The following is a 17180-nucleotide window of genomic DNA, read 5'->3' as shown; positions in this document are numbered from 1 at the left end:
CCAACCTAAAGGCTGTAAGCGGAACCCGCAGCGGGCGGCTTCGCCATGTTGCACCTGCCGATGGCGCACCTTCCTGGTGGGCCTTATCGCTGGACGTCGGCGGATCCTGGCTCGGACCATTCTGGCTGGTCCGCTCCCCACGGGCGGCCGATCCACCTGTAGCATTTCGAGCCGCCGCTGATGCTGATCGCGGGTGCGGCACAGGTGACGGTTCCTCCCGGCGTTTCCGCGTTCACGGTTCTGATCACGTTTGGGCCGGCTTCGGTTGGCGGGGAATGAGGCTGGACGAGTAGCTCTTGTGCGACACGGGCCAGTGAAATGTCGACGGTCCACCCGTGCCCGTCGAGGTGTCGACGTCGAAGTGATGACATGATCCCGGCGGCAAGTAGGTACCCGGCGGAATGATCCAGAGCTTGGGCTGGCAAAGCACCTGGCCTGCCCGTGCCGTCTGCGTGGATCTGGGCGATGCCGCTGGCTGCTTGGACGATACTGTCAAATCCTCGACGCTCGGCCCAAGGTCCGCTTTGCCCCCACGCGCTCACCCGGCCGATAACGAGCCCTGGATGGCGGTTGTGGATTTCGGCTGGGGACAGGCCGAACAGGTCGAGGCTGTTCGGCCTGTATCCCATGACAATAACGTCGGCGTCCGTTAGTAGCTGTTCGAGGCGGTCTCGATCTGGTTTGTAGCCGAGGTCAAGAAGCGCGGAACGCTTCCCTTGCCCGGTATCGAGATATTGCCAGGAGAGCTCCGGCATGCCAGGGCTATCGATGCGAAGGACGTCTGCGCCGAAGAACGCGAGGCTGCGAGTGGCCACCGGACCGGCTATCACCCGGGTCAAGTCGAGCACCCGGACGCCCTGCAGTGGCGCGTAGCTGTCGGCCAACCCCAGGCTATGGCGGCCCGAGCCTCCTGCCTGCTGCACCAGGCTGATGAAGGGATCCGCTTCCAGGGTTTGGGCTTGAGGATGTCCTCTCCAACTGCTCGGGCTGCGAACCGCGCTTATGACCGCACCAGAGTCTGCGGCTTCATCCTCCAAATCGAGGGCGCGACGGCGCGAAATCGCATGAGCGACAGTCTCGGCTGTGACGGAATCGTCCAATCTCAGAAGTGTGCGCAAAGCCGCTTCGTGGTGGGGGTAGTTGGCGTGAGTGCGAACCCAGCCATCGCTCGAGGCGAAGAATCCGGACAGGGGCGCCCACGCTGGCGCGGGGCTCCCGTTCCACCGGAAGAGTAGGTCGCTCCGGTAGGTCGCCGGCGACGAGTTGCGGCGCAATGCTCACCTGCGGAACTTCGCTCGCCCTCGGGTCGCGCACTCCCGTGCGGACAAGGTGCAGCAACGAGGCCATGAGCATGGTCGCCGCGATGCTGTCTGCGGCAAGATCCGCGACAGGCAGCGGCGACGATAGCGGCACCGGCCCAGCTGAATGAACGCGATTGGTGAGTTCCGGAAGTTCCGCGGAATCGGAGAGAAACGTGCTGAGGAAGGTGCCCATCAGGTGCCTCCCACGCCCTCGACCGTTCACACATGGGCGTGAAGTCAGGCGATCATCGGTGGCCCCCACTTTATCCCCACGGTGAGGTCATGAGGCCGAGCAATCATGGGACGGAATCAAAACGGGGGGAAAGGCGGCGATAGGCAAGTCGAGGAACCCTCGACGAAACGGGCTGCGAGACGTGAAAGCTGCAATCGCCCCGGTCCGCGACTGGTTGCGGATGAGGTGGGATCACGTTGGTGAAGTTGACCGCCTATTGGGAATCGGCAAGCAGCTGATACATGAGATGGTCTTGCCACCGGCCCGCTATTTTCAGGTATTGAGGAGCCGATCCGTAGCGCGCGAAACCGGCACGTTCAAGCACCCGTTGTGAGCGCACGTTGGGGATCAGCGTCTCAGCCTGAACCCTGTGCAGCCCCAACTCTTCGAATGCAAGCGCAGTCATTGCTCGAACTGCGTCGGTGGCATAGCCATGTCCGTTGCTCTCTTGGGCGACCCAGTAACCCATGTTGCACGATTGGAAGGCCCCGTAGGTGATCCCACTAAACGTGATCCGACCAACAACCTGCGAATCCTCGTCGAGAATCACGTGCGGTAAGGCCTCGCCACGGCTGTGCCAAGCGAGCGCTTTTTCGACCTCCGCCTGTTGGCCTGCGACGGTAAAGAAGGGGTCCGCGCGGACTGGGTCCCACGGAGCGAAGAAGAGCCGGCCGGTGAGCTGAAGGCCGGCAAGGCGCTCCACATCCGTCACGGAAATGAGTCGAGTAGTAGCAGGCATAAGGAAAGGGTCCCATATACGCCGCGGATGGATCCGAGCCCGTATGCCGGACCCCTATCGAGACAAATTCCTGCCCCAGCAATGCGGTCGCCTGGTCGGGCGCACTTGTGTCACATGGGAACGCTGAATGGGACACTGCTTAGGTGATAACAGAACATGCCCTCTTACCCGTGATTCCCGGTCGTGAAATTGAATTCGAGCTCGCCTTTGCCGATGCGCGGTCCATCATCTCGTCAATGCCCGGGTGCCGTAGCCTGACGCTGTCGCGTTCGATCGAGTCTCCGAGCACATACCTATTGCTCGTTGAGTGGGAGCGACTCGACGACCACACGATCGGCTTCAGGCAATCCGCGCAGTACCAAGAATGGCGCGCCCTACTGCACCATTTCTACGAACCGTTCCCCTTGGTCGAGCATTTCCAGACCGTCCCGTAGATCGAACCCTATCTGGGATCCTTTTTGACTGAATCCCGTGACTGGCAATGTGGTTCGAGGTGCGTATGCCGATCGGCTTACGGGCACCGACGGGCCATTGCTCCACTCGGTGTCTTAGGTCTTCCGTATCATCAGCACATGGCTCAATGCACAGCTCCAAGAGAAGGCCACCGCACAGCAAGCGGTCGCGCGAATTGCCCTGCATGCTCGTCCGGCTATGGGCGTTCTTCATACTCGCCGCCTCGGTCGCACTCGTCCGACGCCACACCGGCCGCGCCTGTGCGTAGGAGTGGGAGCTTGTCGGGCAGTAGCGGGGGCGGGGGACGTGGTGTCGCCCGTCCGGCTTGGCAGCCCAGCGGGTCGACTGCCTCGTACACGCAACAGCAGGTGCGCGACCTGGAGTCTGTCCGCGCGGCGACTGTCTTACGGACTCAGGTGAATGACGTGTTCCTCTGTCACGCCTGGCCCGACCGTCAGGCGGCCGCGAATGACGTCTACGAGTTGCTCCTCGGAAAAGACGTGTCGGTGTGGTTCAGTGAGGTAAGCCTGCGACCTGGCACGGACATGCGAGTAGCCATCGACCGTGGACTGGTCAGTTCGCGCATGGGGATTGTGCTGGTGACGCCCGCAATGCTCGACAAGCTGCGTACCGACCGCAGCATTGCGAGCAACGAGCTCAGCGCTCTGCTGCGCCGGAGCCTCTTAGTGCCGGTCATGCACGGGGTGACGTTCGAGGAGCTCGACCAGGTCACCCCGACACTCGCGTCGCGTGGTGGATTCAGTACGGCCGAAGAGCCCATGGAAGACATCGTCGTCAAGATTGCCGAGCTCGTCGGAATCGTTACGGAGGAAGAGGCCGACGAACTCAACATAAAGTCGGCCGCCAAATAGCGCTGAGTGGCAAGCCTCTACGACGCCTCGATGGCCCAACCAGCAACAACCCGATGAACCAGCGCCAATGCTTCCCGGCCGGTTAACGACATCAGCGTCGTGCCCGTAAGCGGGACCCCTATCGAGACAAATACTTGCCCCAGCAATGCGGTCGCCTGGTCGGGCACACTTGTGTCACAGGGGAACCTCTACCGGTCACGCGCATTCCTCAGCGGGACATGACCCCGGAAGGCTCAGGCCTTACGAGCCGCCACAGAGAACATCAGCGGCACCCTCTCGCGACCCGAGGCCAAAGCAAATCCGGCCGGCGTCTCTACGAGTGGGGGTAACGGCTTCCAGGGCATAGCGGCCCGTCCACCCTCGCAGGCCGTCCAGGTGCGAGTGTGGTCGACCACGTGGTGCCCGCGGAGGTTCCTTGGCCGTCCCCAGCCTGATCAATCCGTGCAACGTTCGGCTCGCGGCCTCAAGCGTCGTTCGGTCAAGGCCTCGACGGCTTGGAGGCTCAGCGCGTGACCGCGCCGTGCCTCCACGCCGTCAGCTCGCCGGGACGCGACCTCCGGGGTCAGGCGGCCATTGCCCCGTAACGCTTGTGGCCATTGACGTCGTAGCGGTCGAGCATCATGACCTTCGACCAGACGCGGATGAATTCGCGGACGAACCGCTCTTGCCCGTCGCTGCCCGCGTAGGCGTCGGCGATCGACCGCAGTTGCGCGTTCGAGCCGAATACCAGGTCATTTCGGGAGGCCCTCCAGCGAGCCTCGCCGGTCGCCTGAACCCGACCAGTGAAGGTCATCGCGGTCTCGTCGTCCTTCGTCCAGATGAGGTCGGTGTCGGTCAGATTCACGAGGAAGTCGGTCGTCAGGACTCCGACGTGATCCGTGAGCACACCCACGTCGGACCCGTCCCAGTTGCTGCCGAGCACGCGGAGCCCGGCGTGCAGGACGGTCCACTCCGGTGCAGTGAGAGTGAACAAGTTCGCCTTGTCGAGGAATACCGCCTCGGGCGCGACGCCCGGAGCAAACTCTTCGAAGCGCTCGGACACGAAGTTGCGGAACCCGTCCGCAATGGGTCGCAGCCACTCGAACATCTCGATGTCGGTCAACTCCTGCGTCGTGTCGACACGGCCTGGCGTAAACGGCACGCTGGCGTCAGATCCTGCCGCCCGTGCCGCCTGCTCCACGGCGGCGCTGCCGGCGAGGACGATGAGGTCGGCGAGAGACACCTTCCGTCCGCCCGACGTCGCCGTGAAAGCCGCCTGCACGTTCCGCAGCGCGTCGATGACTGGGACGGTGCGTCGGTTGACCGCCCAGTCTTTCTGCGGCGACAATGCCAGGCGGGCACCGTTCGCCCCTCCGCGCTTGTCGCTGTCGCGGTAGGTCGAGGCGGCGGAGAACGCCGTGTAGACGAGGTCGGACACGGACAGCCCGGTCGCGAGGACGGCTTCCTTGAGCGCTGCCACGTCGGCCTCGTCGAGTGAGGATCCTGCTGCGTCCGGGAGCGGGTCCTGCCAGAGCAGGTCGTCGGCGATGGTGACCTCCGGGCCGAGGTACCGGTGCTTCGGCCCCATGTCGCGGTGCGTGAGCTTGTACCAGGCCTTCGAGAACGCGAGGGTGAACAGATCGAAGTCGGCCAGGAAACGCTCGCATATGGCCCGATACTCCGGGTCGACCTTGAGTGCGATGTCCGAGGTCATCATCATGAGCGGGTTCATCTGACCGGGTACGTGGGCGTCCGGAGTCTTCGGCGCCTCCGGGTCAGTCGGTGTCCACTGCAGCGCGCCGGCCGGGCTTTTCGTCTGCTCGTAGTCGTACGCGAACAGGTTCTCGAGGTAGGTGTTGTCCCACTGTGTCGGGTTCGGAGTCCAGCTGCCCTCGATGCCGTTGGTCGAAGTGTGCTCGGCACTGCCGGTACCCACCGGGTTGTGCCAACCGAGCCCCATCGACTCGATCGGGGCTTTCTCGGGTGATGGTCCGATGTCGGATGCGGGTACCTGGCCGTGGCTCTTACCGAACGCGTGGCCACCGGCGATCAATGCCACCGTTTCCTCGTCGTTCATCGCCATCCGCGTGAACGTGATGCGAATGTCGCGTGCTGAGCCCAGCGGGTCGCCGTTCGAATAGGGCCCCTCAGGGTTGACGTAAATGAGCGCCTGGTGCGACGCGGCCAGGGGGCTCTGCAGGTCGTAGTCCGCGTCGCCGTTCTGACCATGCCAGCGTTCGTCGCGGCTCACCATCTCGTCAGGGCTCGCGACCGCGTGCGGGTTCCAGACCTCCGGGCCCCACCAGGTGCCGTCGTCCGGTTCCCACGCATCGAGTCGTCCACCACCGAAGCCGTACGTCGGCAGGCCCATCAACTCGAGGGAGCAGTTGCCGGTCAAGACCATCAGGTCGGCCCACGACAGAGCGTTGCCGTACTGGTGCTTGATCGGCTGTAGGAGTCGTCGTGATTTGTCGGTGTTGCCGTTGTCCCACCAGCTTCCGATTGGTGCGAACCGCTGCATCGCGGTGCCCGCTCCGCCACGGCCGTCGGCAATTCGGTACGTGCCGGCGGCATGCCACGCCATTCGGATCATCTGTGGACCGTAGTTGCCGTAGTCCGCCGGCCACCAGTCGACCGATGTGGTGAGCAGTCGCTTGATGTCCGACTTGAGCGTCGTGAGGTCGATCGTGGCGAAAGCCGCCGCGTAGTCGAAGTCCGCGCCGAGCGGGTCGGCGTCGACGCCATTCCGGTGGAGAAGCTCAACCCGGAGACGCTGCGGGTACCAACTGTCCAGGGTCGGCGACTGACCGAAGGTGCCACCGAGGTGGTCGCCACCTGCTGGCAGCGCACCGCTCATGTGGAAACTGCATGTGTTGGTCTGGTCGTCAGTGCCCATTGATGCTCCCTGTGTGCTTTAGCTGGATGAGAAACGGTGTCGTCGGGGTCACAATTTAACGATCAGCCGCCGCATCGCAGCAGCGTCGATCTGTGGTGCAGCGATGCTTCGACGCTGCTGTGAGGCGGTGCGTCGCGGGCTGCCGACGTGACGGGAAGCCCGATAGAGAGATCGTATTCCCGCAAGGTGTGCGTGGCATGCCAAGAAAGTGACTGACTTCTAGACGGCGGTGGTGCGGTGGCCGAGCGCACGACGGCCAAACCAAATAAAGCCCTGCGCCGATTGCTGCGGTGCGGGCGGTGCGAAGCCCGGTGAAACCGACGCCGGAGGATGGGGGCTGTCGAGAGCTTGATTTCCGCGAATCGTGTTCCGCTCGCCGTGACCTGGGAGCACCCCCGCCAGAGGCTCCTAGTGGGGAACCCCTTACGAGACAGAATGACGATTCTTGCCCGCCCAGCCTGAGGCGGGTCGGTCATCGAGATTGGAAGTGCGAGAGGATGAGGCTTGTGTCCTCTCTCGAAGCCCGCGATGTCTCCGCTTCGATCGATTCAGAGGTGCTGTTGGCGCCCGTATCCCTCATTGTGAGTAGCGGTGAAGCCTTGGCTGTGCAGGGGCGGAACGGTTCCGGCAAGACGACCCTTCTTCGAATCCTCAGTGGCCAGCTTCGTCCGACTGGAGGTCAGGCCTTCATTGACGGTGAGCCGGTCGATGAACGCCATCGCACTATGCGGCGAACCATCTCTGCCCGTATCGGCCTGCCGGCCTTTGCCCGGGAGCTGACCGCTCACGAGCATTTGCGTTTCATCGCGACAACGTGGGGACGACTCGGATCCGCTGCCACTGATGCGGCTGACACCACCATGGCGGCTCTCGGGATCAGTGACCTCCAGAACCGGTTTGTGAACGAGCTCTCGTCGGGACAGACGCAGTTGTTGTCCTTGGCCACGGCTCTCGTGCGTCCTTTCGACGTGTTGATCCTCGACGAACCGGAGCAGCGCCTGGATGCCACACGACGAGCATTGGTGGCATCGGTTGTTCGCACCGAGATCGATCGTGGGGCCACGGTCGTGATTGCGAGCCACAGCACAGACATGATCGAGGCCATCGCGGACCGGTCCGTGTCACTCGCAGAGTCGTGAGCACCTCCACTGACCGTCAGATCCTGGCGCAGTCTCGATCCGTAACCGCATCAAGAGCCGGCCTGCCAACGGCGAGCGACGCCGTCTACACGGTCTACGTCGCGGCACTCATCGTCGCAATCGTCGCGGTGCCAGTCGTGCGATCACTAGTCCTCGGCTTGGCGAGTCCGGAAATCCTTGCCACGATCGTCGCCCCGGATAGCTCCCGGGGTGTGGGCGCAATCGCTGCAATACTGGCAGCCTGCGCGGTCCTGATCGGGCGAACGCGCGGTCCGGTCGTACCGAGTCCGTTCCTCACTGAATTCCTCGCGGGTAGTTACCTCGCCCGCAGCGATACCCTGCGCCGTCCGTTCTTGATCAGCGTCACCGTGCTGGCCTTGGCGGCGGTCACGGTATCTGGAATTGTTATCGGGGCGCGGCTCCTTGGCGGGCCGACAGCGGCCATTCCGGCCGCGCTCATGGTGCTGGGCTCGATCGCGTACTCGGGCGTGCTGGCCGTGCTGTGGCTTGTCGGGCAGAGCTGTCCCCGCCGCATTACGATCCCATTGGCCATTGTCATCCTGGGCAGTGCGGTTGCAGTGGAAACCGGCGTCGACATCGTCCTGCTCGCGACCCCCTGGGGATGGCTTGCCCTGTTGTGGGAATCCCTCGGTCCGGCTGCGCCAGTCCCGTGGTGGCCAGTCATCGCCCTCGCCCTGTCACCATTGGTCTTTCTGGCCGCTCCTGCACTGCTGAATAACCTCCGCAGCCCTGAAATCATGGCGCAAGCCCGCCGCTGGCAGTCAATCGGCACTCTGGTGCAGACCGGCGATATTGCCGGAGCGTCAGGCGCCCTCCGCACCCCACCGACACGAGGGAGGCACTGCCGGATCTCCTTCACCGGGCCACTGCCGATCGCGATTCTGCAGCGCGACATCGGATCCGCACGGCGGTTCCCAGTGCGGACTACACTCGGCTCTCTGGCTCTCGTCGGAGCAGGGTGGTTGAACGCCCAAACTGCTTCAGCCACTGACGGAATCGACTGGGTCATGGCCCTGGCCGGGGTACTCCTCGCCTACCTCGCCGCCGGCGTGTGGTGCGACGGGCTGCGAAACGCCAACGAGAACGTCGGCCCGTCGTCGCTGTATGGACGGAGCGCCCTGACCATGATCGGCTCCCATGCGCTGCTCCCCGGTCTCGCCTGCCTCCTTCTCGGATCCATAGGTGCCATTGCTGCCGTGCCGGGCGGGGCACCAATCGGTGTCCTGCCGTGGTGGATGCTGGTGTCGGTCTTCATCGCTCTGGTGCGGATTCTGGACTGTGCCAAATGACCGATGCCCATCGGTCTGCTCCTTCCCGTCGTCACGCCAGCTGGCGACGTGTCCATTCTGAACGTGATCGCGTGGCAAGCCGACGCCCTCATCATCGTGCTCACCACGGCGGGAGGACTGAGCGTGCTTGCCTCAACCGCCGGACCAGAAGCGGCCATATGGCTCACCGCAGGCATCGGAATCGTGGCCGCCCTCGCCGGACGACGCATTCGAGCCCTCGGCAATTGACCAGCTGTCGAGGACCAGCCGCCGACCCACGATGCTCCCGGATGCACAGAAGCCAAACGACTGGGCCCGAGCGCCATCCGTGCCCGTAGCCGGAACCCCTTGCGCACGGGCGAACCCCGCCCGGTAGCTTGATCTGGCAGGCTGCCCAAAGCTAGATTCAGCTCGTTGCGGCTCCCGCCCCTCGCCAGGCGGCCACGACGGACCACCCGAGGAATAGAAACAAGAACACGATGGGAGCAGTCGTGGCCTCCGGTATGAACTGGGCTGTCCCTGCAGCGATCGCGACCAGAACGAAGCCAATCCATGACGGCACCCGAGCGGCCCTATGGCCTGCTACCCACGCAGCATCACTGACCATCGTGGGCGGAATCCTGAGCCCAACGAAACCATTGCGGCGAATCTTTCCCGACGCGGCAAGCTGCGTCACAATGACGACGAGAAACATTGCGGCAGCAATGATGTAGGCGGCGAAATTCGTTTCGTAAGTCATGCTTCAGGGTATCGACACCGCTCAACATCAGCCGGTGTCGCGTAGCTGGGAATCGACTTCGCACGCAAATACCGGCTGCTTGACGGCGATGAGTCCCAGTCCGTTTTCGACAGGCCCGCGAAAGGACCGCTTAAGTCGGCCCAGCAAGTCTCGCCTCACGATGCCGCTCGAGCGCGACACTGGCGTCCGGGCCCCGGCCCGGGCCTCCGAGAGGTCGCGCCGTCAGAGGTGCACATGGCCGCAAGCCGAACCTCCTACGGGACGGGATTTTGAGTGCTTGCCAGCGGGGTCAGGGCCACTTTGGCTAGAATGTGGTGGACGCATACGTGTTCCGGGGGATGCGCCTATCGGGGTGCCTCGTCAGGTTCGATTTCCTGAATCCTCCACCAAGAGCCACTCTTCGCTGCGAAACAGAACGGCTGTATCACCGCCCTGGCAGCGGAACCCCTTGCGGACGCTTCCGCGGTGGTGTGATTCGAATCTCGTCCTTCCCACCGCGGCGGTGCTTCTTCTCTACCCCGACGCGGGATCTCAACTTGCTTTTTCAGACCGCGAATCGAACGGACTACCGCAACGATTGCAGTTGAGTTTCGTACTTCGTTGTTTCGCCCTCAGTCCATACGACGACGACATAGGTGAGGTAGGGCTTCGTCTTGTCCCATTGCATAAAGTAAGAGGGCAGTCCCGAAGCGGTCTCGGAGCGATGATCGTCCCTGGGCTGTGTCCAGCCATTCGCTGCCAGTGCCTGCGAGTAGAAGGCGATGACCTCGCGTTGCTGGTGCGTTGTTGTCCCGGATATGCCGGTGATGGCCACGTCGCCGCCATCGAGGCCGAATTGAACCCGTCCTGGGACATTGTTGATCCGGACATCGGTGCTGCCGGGCTAGGTCAATGCGGCTTCGGGTTGTTTGGCCAGGCTGTCGATGGATTGTCCGGGCACGCAGCCCATCAGCAAGAGCACACACATGCTGGCTGCGGTCACCACGCTCAGAAACCGAGTCGTTCTTCGCATCGTTCTCCCTGCCTGCGGCGTCGCGTTGGTCAATTGGGATGCTAGGGCACGGTCGGGTCAGGAGTGTTGCTGTCCGAGTTCGAGGGCGCGTTGTCTGGTTGCATGGTCATGTAGCGCCACTGGCCTCCGGTGTAGATGAGGCGGAGGTGGGCTGTGACTTCACCGGGAACACCGTTCTTGACGTAGTCGAAGGTTATCGGGGTGAGCGTGAAGTCCGCCCCGGCACTAGTTGTGACGTAAGTCGTGGCGCCTGTGGGAGTCAAACCTGTGACGCTGCCGCCGCCGGTAGCGCCGATGGTGGCGACGAACTGTTCCCGGGTGAGCCCGTTTCGCAGGCTCGGGTCTCCCAGGTCGTAGAGCGCACCCAGGTCTGTTGCCTTGAGCGCTGTGATGACCGCGGTCAGGGTGGGGCCGGCGTTGTGCGGGGCGGGCGCCGCTTTCAGGGTGAAGTGCTTGCCATTGATCCACACTTCCACGTTCGCGGTGCGCGCGGTCGGGTCGTCATGACCGATGACTTTGATGGTTGCCGTGCCCGATGCCCCGCTCGGGACGGGTTGGGCGATGTCGCTGGTCAGCACGGCCGAGGCATACTGGGTGCCGGCACCATCGAAGCGGAACTGTTCGTCGTGGGCGCTGTGTGGGTCCAGGGTCGCCGTCTTCGCGGGGACGACGAGTCCCACGCCCGGTGCGCTGAAGTAGAACTGGCCCACTCCAGCAGCCGCGGAGTCCAGGTCGATGCGCAGGTATGCGCCGCTGGCTTGGTCACGGAAGCCAACGCTGGGATCGCTGAAATTCACGGCCGCTTCCGCGTGGCCGGGAAGGTTGGCGACGACCAGTGCTGCCAGGCCGATGGCGGCGAGGCCAGCCAAGCAGAAACGAGTGCGTTTTCTCATGATGGTCCTCACGGTTTGCAGTTGTAGGGGGTGCCGTTGGCACGGCCGTTAAGCAGAAGCACCAACTCGTCCTCCGCACTGATCGAAGCATTGGTCTGGCAGTCATCGACAAGGGTCTGGCCCATGGCAAATCTGACGTTCAGGTGCTGCTCCGGGGCATCGAACATGGGGACTGCCCCGAGTTCAGTTGACTCAAAGGGTTAGTGGTTTCAGGCGGCTTTGAGGGCCACGTTTATTGTCTCAAACTCGATCGGGGTGAGCTTGCCAAGGCGGCGTTGCCGGCGCTTGCGGTGGTATGTCCGTTCGATCCAAATCACCATCGCGAGGCGCAGTTCCTCTCGGGTTGACCACCACTTCCGGTCGAGGACGTTCTTCTGCAGCAGCGCGAAGAAGGACTCCATCGCGGCGTTGTCGCCGCATGCGCCGACGCGGCCCATCGACCCGGTGATGCCGTTGTTCTTCAGCACTCGCAGGAACGCGTTGGAGCGGAATTGAGAGCCTCGGTCCGAGTGCAGGATCGTGCCGTCGATGGTGCGCTGACCGATCGCGTTCCGGGCCGCGGCGACGGCCAGGGACGCCTTCATCCTGGAGCCGATGGAGTAGCCGACGATCTTGTTCGAGTAGACGTTTTTGATCGCGCAGAGGTAGATCTTGCCCTCGTCGGTGCGGTGTTCGGTGATGTCGGTCAGCCAGAGCTGGTTCGGGCGTGTCGCGGTGAATTTCCGTTTGACGAGGTCGTCGTGGACGGGAGGGCCAGCCTTGCGCGTGAGGCCGCGTTTCTTCGCGAACACGGACCAGAGTCGCTGCTGCGAGCACAGCCGCCAGACCCGGTTCTCACCGGCCGTGAGGCCCGCCTGGTGGAGCTCGTCGGCGATGAATCGGTAGCCGAACGCAGGGTCGTCCCGGTGAGCGTCCCAGGCAGCGTTGGTGAGGTGGGCGTCGTCCCAGTCGCGCTGGGAGACTGGGTTGCGCTTCCACTGGTAGAACGCTTGTTTAGAGAAGCGCAACACCCGGCAGGTCACCGTGACGGGGACACCGTCGACGGCCAATTCACGGACCAGCGGGTAGATCATTTTGGGTTGACGTCCCGGGAGAGATAGGCCACTGCCCGCCGCATGACCTCGGCTTCCTGCTCGAGCAGCCGGATGCGCTTCTTGGCATCCCGGAGCTCGGTGGATTCCTTCTCGGTCACACCGGGCCTGACGCCTTCTTCGACGTCGGCTTTCTTCAGCCAGTTCGCCAGGCAGGACTCCGAGATCCCGAAGTCCTTCGCGATCTGATTCAGCGGGGCTTCGTGCTTCCGGGCGACCGCGACAACGTCACGGCGGAACTCGGGTGGGTAGGGCTTGGGCATGATGACATCTTTCCAGCGAAGACGAATCTCCACAGGTCAGGAGTCAACCAAACCGGGGGCAGTCCCATGGCCTGACCCAGGGCGATGGATTCACTGGGCGGATACAAGGGATCCCAGGTGTAGCGGTGCAGTTGAACGAATTCCCAGTTCTGTGCGCCGCGAGGTCCATTGAGGAATTTCTGGCCACCCTCTGCTGACGTGTCGGTTGGTTCGTCTGCGCCGCGGAGCACGACATCGTCGCCCAGTGAGGTGTTGTCGCCGTAATTGAGTCGAGTTCGAATTATTTGTCGAGAAGCGTTCCTGATAACTGCTGCGTAGCTGAGCCGATAGAAAGTGCCAGGAAAAATTCGGAGCGCAATGTTTGCGAGAGGACAGCACTGACCCGTAAGGGGAACCGCGAGCGTTTCAGCACCAGAGGCGAGCCAAAGTTCCTCGCCTCCCCAGCCGCGGCCTGGATCGACGCACCAACCTCAACCATCCAGGCAGAACAAGCCAAATGAACTCACGCTTGCCTCATCCAACTGGACGTTACGAGGTGGCGTTCGACTTGACTGTCGGTGGGTCGGGTGAGAATGGATTCATGAAGATCGTCCTGGTTCCGCCGCTGCTCTGCTCCCCCTCGCTTACGCGCCGGTGATCGACACTGTCTGGTCCCACGGTCAGGTCACCATTGCCGATACCCGCCATGACGACACGATCGCGGCAATGGCTGAACGGATTCTCCGCGAGAACGCCGGAGAATTCGCCATTCTTGGTGCCAGCATGGGAGGGTACGTCGCCTTGGAAGTCGTCCGGCAAGCACCCGACCGAGTCACCGCCCTCGCCCTCGTGAGCACGTCCGCCCGAGCCGACACCACAGAGCAGGTCAAGGCGCGGTCCAGCCAATCCGCACTCGTCGAGGACGGGCATTTCGACGCCCTCGTCGACGCCGCCTTCCCCGGCGTCGTCGCAGCCAACAACGAGTCTGACCAGGCGCTGCTGGCCACATGGCGGGCCATGACAGCGCCAGTTGGCCCGGGCGCCTTCCTGCGCCAACAGCGTGCTGTCGTTCAGCGCTCTGACCTCCGCTCGATACTGCCGTCGATAACGTGTTCCACGGCGATCATCCACGGGGCTGCAGATCGCCTCATTCCCCTCGCCGCCGCCGAAGAAACAGCCGCCTCAATGCCTGCAGCCACATTCACCATCATCGAGGGCGCCGGCCACTTCCTGTTCCATGAACGGCCCGCCGCCGCACGAGACGCCGTAGACACATGGCTCGAGTCAGCTGAATAGCTGAACCGCAGCCATGTGATGCCGCCAGACAACGTTCAACCACCGGGCCCGCGTGTGTCCGGGACGCCTCGGCAAAACCTTCAAGCCCTCGAATCCGACATCCGCAAATGGGTCAAGGGTTGGAACGAGAACCCGAAGTCATTCATCTGGACCAAGCCCGCCGAACAGATCCTCGAATCCCTCAGCAGACTTCTACAACGAACTAACGCTAACGGCGCAGGACACTAGCGAGGTCGGATGCATCACTGGCCCGGCGACAGCTCCTACCCGCTCGGTGTCAGCCCCGCGTCGGGCCTGCCTGGCACCGCGGGCCGCATCGTGGCGAGGCTCGCCGCGAACCGGCCCCCGGGGGCGAGGGCCGCCACCCGGTCGGCATCGGCGACCGTGTCGACGTCGGTGAGGTGTGGGAGCCGCCGCACCCGGAGCCCGGCCTCGTGCAGGCGGGCGAGCTGCCGGGCGCCGGTGTCGTCCTGGGACATCGGGATGCCGCGGATCAGGTCGCCACGCGACAGCACGCCGCTCGACTGCACGCGACGCGACAGCAGGCCGCGCGGGTCGCCGAGCGCGAGCGCCCAGAAGCCGCCGTCGTTCGCTGGGCCGAACCAGGCATCCGTGGTGTCGTCCCAGTCGGTGAAGACCGGCTCGAGCAGCGCCGTGGTGACCTGGGGTGTGTCCATGCCGATGAGGAGGGTGGGTTCGTCGAGGGAGTCGAAGATGGCCGCGAGGCGTGCGTCGAGACGGCCGGACGTCTGGGGCAGGATCTCGAAGGCGTCGGCGGCGACCGGCGGCGTGACACCGTCGAAGGCGAGGATGCGACGCGTCGCCGGGAGAGCCCCAACGGCCGCGAGCGTGTCGTCGAGGCTTGCCGCCGCGAGCAGCGCCGCCTGCTCGAGGCTGAGCGGCGGGTGCAGCCTGGTCTTCACCCGACCGGGCAGGCACTCCTTGGCGATCACCACGACGGCCGTCATCGCCGAGCCCCATGCAGCAGGGCGGACATGTCGCCGATCAGGGTCACGGTGTTCATGTCGCTGCCACACGATGGGCAGGCCGACCGATCTCGGCCTCGATTGCCCGATCCTCTCGCGCGAGAGGGGGCCGGGCGGCGTTGACTACCTCGGGGTGAACGTTCGAGCCCGACGCCGAGGCCGCCACAATCATAAGCAGCACGTCGACCGCGTCGTCGACTCCGCTATTGGTGAGGAGTCCGCCCGCGCTAGCCAGAACCGAGGTCGCCTTGAACCCTGTCGATCTCATCGCCCCCTCGTCTCTAACCACGTACCACCTATTCTGGCCCGACGGTGACTGCCCGACACTGCCTGCCCGACAATGGGCTCTGGGCGCGCCAGCACCTCGTCGAGCGTCGGGTTCGCCGATGGGTCGAGACCCTACTCCTCGCGGCCGGGCACAGAGTCGATGCCGAGCCCCATCGGAGTGAATCGGTCGGTCGACCCGAGACAGCAGCGCCGAAACCACGAGTCGTGGACGAAGACCAGGTGGCGCAGCGTTTGCACAGCCGACCACTCGTCGTTCACGCGCTCGTGCTCGATGCCCGGCGACTGCCGCATGCGCGCCACGGTCGCCGCCCAGCCGGTGCGCAGCTGCCGCCACCCTCGGCGAACGTCGGCCAGGTCGTCCGATCTGATGAGTCGGCGGACCGGGTGAGGACGGTCGAGCTCAGCCTCGACGTTCTCCATGACTTCGACGCCGTTCACAACGAGGTTGGTCACCAGCCCGTCGATCACGGCGCCCTGCATAACCACGCCGATCAGACGGGTGCTGTTCAGGTTGCACTCGCGGAACTCCGCGCCCTTCAGGTCCTCGTCCACGTCCCGTTTCATGCTTGGCAGGCTACGCCCGGCCCCGACGCCTCCGAACGCTGTCGCTTGTGGCTTCTGATCGTGCTGATGCTGCATCGCGTGGCAACCCTGTAGAGGGTTGTTCGGGGCCTGCCCACTCACCGCAAAGGGCTTTCGAGGGGGATGCGTGGCTCGCACCGTTTCAGGTTCGGAGTGCGCTGGTGGTCGTGACGATGGGCCTGTTGGACCTGCCAATCAACCGTGGTGTCTTCAACCACGTTTTGGCATCGGCCGTGAGGTGATCCAAATGGCGGTGAGGGCGGTGCCGAGTCCGGTCATGAGGGCGGCGGCGTTGACAGAGCCGGAGATGATGCCGATAGTCGCAGCGTAGGTGGCGAGGCGCACCAGTCCGACGACGATGAGGATCGCGCCGGCTGTAAGCAGGAGCGCGGGCATTCGCAGTGCACAGCCGAGCGCGGCGAGGGCACCGAGTGCGACCAGGACGAGTGCTTGCACAAGGTTGACCGATGTGAACTGTAGCGGTGTGTAGTCAAGCAGCGAGAACAACGAGCTGAGCGCGGTGAAACCGGCGACGATCAGGCCGCGGGTGCGCCAGATTGCTGAGGTGGAAGCTGTACCACCGGTAAGTGGGGTGGCGCTCATGAGAGGGCCATCGCGATCCGACTCGGCCGGCCCGAGGCGAGCGACCACCGGGGTCTCAGCAGTCCATCGACGCCGGCGATCCTTCCGGCGGCGGTTGCCAGGAGGACGAATTGCGCTGCGAACATCAGGTAGTAGCTCCATTGCCACTCCCCGGGGGTGTTCAGCACCGAGAGGGTTATGGCGATGGTCTGGAGGATGCCGATGGCCGCCCAGAAGCGTGTCAGGAATCCCACGAGCAGGAACGCGCCGAGACAGAATTCCGCGATCAGCACCCCCCAGCCGAAGAGCGCGAAGTTGGGGAAGATGACATTCTGCACCAGCCAGCTGAAAGCTCCGAGCACCGGATGCTTCACCGCATCGGCGGTGTACTGGTACAGGCCGTCTTGGGCAGCCTGCCCGAAGTCTGGCGGGCGTTTCCAGTTCACGTTCTGCAGCCACATCAACCCCACTGCGATCCGCACGGCCGCGAGCACCGCGCGAGTGAGACGCCCGGTCTCGATCTGGTTGATATGTGTCGGTGCGGTGGTTCGGGTGGTGGTCATGGAGTT

Annotated in this window: 17 protein-coding genes and 1 pseudogene; 6 read left to right on the top strand and 12 right to left on the bottom strand. The window is 63.9% G+C overall.

Annotated elements, in window-relative coordinates:
- Window positions 1–83: 83 nt before the first annotated feature.
- A complete protein-coding gene (locus RGU41_RS03450) occupies window positions 84–1100 on the bottom strand; it encodes a CoA transferase (RefSeq protein WP_322135552.1) in 1017 nt (338 codons plus the stop codon).
- Window positions 1101–1747: 647 nt separating this feature from the next.
- Window positions 1748–2245: a GNAT family protein gene (locus RGU41_RS03445; protein WP_322135551.1), complete on the bottom strand. Its 498-nt coding sequence runs from the start codon at window positions 2243–2245 to the stop codon at window positions 1748–1750.
- 170 nt (window positions 2246–2415) lie between these two features.
- Between RGU41_RS03445 and RGU41_RS03440 the strand changes: the two genes are divergently transcribed.
- Together RGU41_RS03440 and RGU41_RS03435 are read left to right on the top strand one after the other, a co-directional pair.
- The gene (locus tag RGU41_RS03440) at window positions 2416–2706 is read left to right on the top strand and encodes an antibiotic biosynthesis monooxygenase (RefSeq protein WP_322135550.1); all 291 of its coding nucleotides are present in this window, start codon (window positions 2416–2418) and stop codon (window positions 2704–2706) included.
- A gap of 435 nt (window positions 2707–3141) precedes the next feature.
- Window positions 3142–3597 carry a toll/interleukin-1 receptor domain-containing protein gene (locus tag RGU41_RS03435; RefSeq protein WP_322135549.1) on the top strand — a complete coding sequence of 152 codons (456 nt, stop codon included), beginning with the start codon at window positions 3142–3144 and terminating at the stop codon, window positions 3595–3597.
- Window positions 3598–4159: 562 nt separating this feature from the next.
- Here RGU41_RS03435 and katG read toward each other — a convergent pair.
- On the bottom strand, window positions 4160–6472 hold the full coding sequence (katG, locus tag RGU41_RS03430; RefSeq protein WP_322135548.1) for a catalase/peroxidase HPI: 2313 nt from the start codon (window positions 6470–6472) through the stop codon (window positions 4160–4162).
- 560 nt (window positions 6473–7032) lie between these two features.
- Here katG and RGU41_RS03425 point away from each other — a divergent pair.
- The 3 genes and pseudogenes from RGU41_RS03425 to RGU41_RS03415 form a co-directional block, all read left to right on the top strand.
- Window positions 7033–7611: pseudogene (locus tag RGU41_RS03425) on the top strand (ABC transporter ATP-binding protein); the annotation flags it as partial.
- Window positions 7608–8921 (top strand): hypothetical protein, encoded by a 1314-nt coding sequence (locus RGU41_RS03420; RefSeq protein ID WP_322135546.1) that lies wholly within the window; start codon window positions 7608–7610, stop codon window positions 8919–8921. The pseudogene RGU41_RS03425 and the gene RGU41_RS03420, both read left to right, overlap by 4 nt.
- 3 nt (window positions 8922–8924) lie before the next feature.
- A complete protein-coding gene (locus RGU41_RS03415) occupies window positions 8925–9149 on the top strand; it encodes a hypothetical protein (RefSeq protein ID WP_322135545.1) in 225 nt (74 codons plus the stop codon).
- 157 nt (window positions 9150–9306) lie between these two features.
- Here RGU41_RS03415 and RGU41_RS03410 read toward each other — a convergent pair whose 3' ends face one another.
- The 5 genes from RGU41_RS03410 to RGU41_RS03390 all read right to left on the bottom strand — a co-directional run bounded on the left by RGU41_RS03410 (window position 9307) and on the right by RGU41_RS03390 (window position 12898).
- A complete protein-coding gene (locus RGU41_RS03410) occupies window positions 9307–9639 on the bottom strand; it encodes an SdpI family protein (protein WP_322135544.1) in 333 nt (110 codons plus the stop codon).
- A 565-nt stretch (window positions 9640–10204) separates the two neighbouring features.
- On the bottom strand, window positions 10205–10453 hold the full coding sequence (locus tag RGU41_RS03405; RefSeq protein ID WP_322135543.1) for a hypothetical protein: 249 nt from the start codon (window positions 10451–10453) through the stop codon (window positions 10205–10207).
- Between the two features lie 239 nt (window positions 10454–10692).
- Window positions 10693–11544, bottom strand: a complete 852-nt coding sequence (locus RGU41_RS03400; protein ID WP_322135542.1) for a hypothetical protein — start codon at window positions 11542–11544, stop codon at window positions 10693–10695.
- Window positions 11545–11552: 8 nt separating this feature from the next.
- Complete coding sequence (locus RGU41_RS03395; protein WP_322135541.1) at window positions 11553–11711, bottom strand: hypothetical protein; 159 nt, start codon at window positions 11709–11711, stop codon at window positions 11553–11555.
- Between the two features lie 42 nt (window positions 11712–11753).
- Window positions 11754–12898 (bottom strand): IS3 family transposase gene (locus tag RGU41_RS03390; protein ID WP_322135540.1). Its coding sequence is split into 2 segments (ribosomal slippage): window positions 11754–12619 and window positions 12619–12898, totalling 1146 coding nucleotides; the frame shifts between segments, so codons are not numbered across the junction.
- Window positions 12899–13531: 633 nt separating this feature from the next.
- Between RGU41_RS03390 and RGU41_RS03385 the strand changes: the two genes are divergently transcribed.
- Window positions 13532–14173 (top strand): alpha/beta hydrolase, encoded by a 642-nt coding sequence (locus RGU41_RS03385; RefSeq protein ID WP_322135539.1) that lies wholly within the window; start codon window positions 13532–13534, stop codon window positions 14171–14173.
- Window positions 14174–14436: 263 nt separating this feature from the next.
- Here the strand turns inward: RGU41_RS03385 and RGU41_RS03380 are convergent, their stop codons facing one another.
- From RGU41_RS03380 to RGU41_RS03365, 4 genes are all read right to left on the bottom strand, one after another.
- Entirely contained in the window at window positions 14437–15141 is a 705-nt protein-coding gene (locus RGU41_RS03380) for a TIGR04282 family arsenosugar biosynthesis glycosyltransferase (protein WP_322135538.1), read from the bottom strand.
- A 417-nt stretch (window positions 15142–15558) separates the two neighbouring features.
- Window positions 15559–16011, bottom strand: coding sequence for a hypothetical protein (locus tag RGU41_RS03375; RefSeq protein WP_322135537.1), 453 nt, complete (start codon window positions 16009–16011; stop codon window positions 15559–15561).
- Between the two features lie 228 nt (window positions 16012–16239).
- On the bottom strand, window positions 16240–16632 hold the full coding sequence (locus tag RGU41_RS03370; RefSeq protein WP_322135536.1) for a hypothetical protein: 393 nt from the start codon (window positions 16630–16632) through the stop codon (window positions 16240–16242).
- Entirely contained in the window at window positions 16629–17174 is a 546-nt protein-coding gene (locus RGU41_RS03365; RefSeq protein WP_322135535.1) for a DoxX family protein, read from the bottom strand. Before RGU41_RS03365 ends, RGU41_RS03370 begins: the two co-directional genes overlap by 4 nt.
- Window positions 17175–17180: the final 6 nt, after the last annotated feature.

It is taken from the genome of Cryobacterium sp. 10C3, assembly GCF_034314285.1.
GTDB classification, from domain to species: domain Bacteria; phylum Actinomycetota; class Actinomycetes; order Actinomycetales; family Microbacteriaceae; genus Cryobacterium; species Cryobacterium glucosi.
This window is presented reverse-complemented; position numbering and strand designations above follow the sequence as displayed.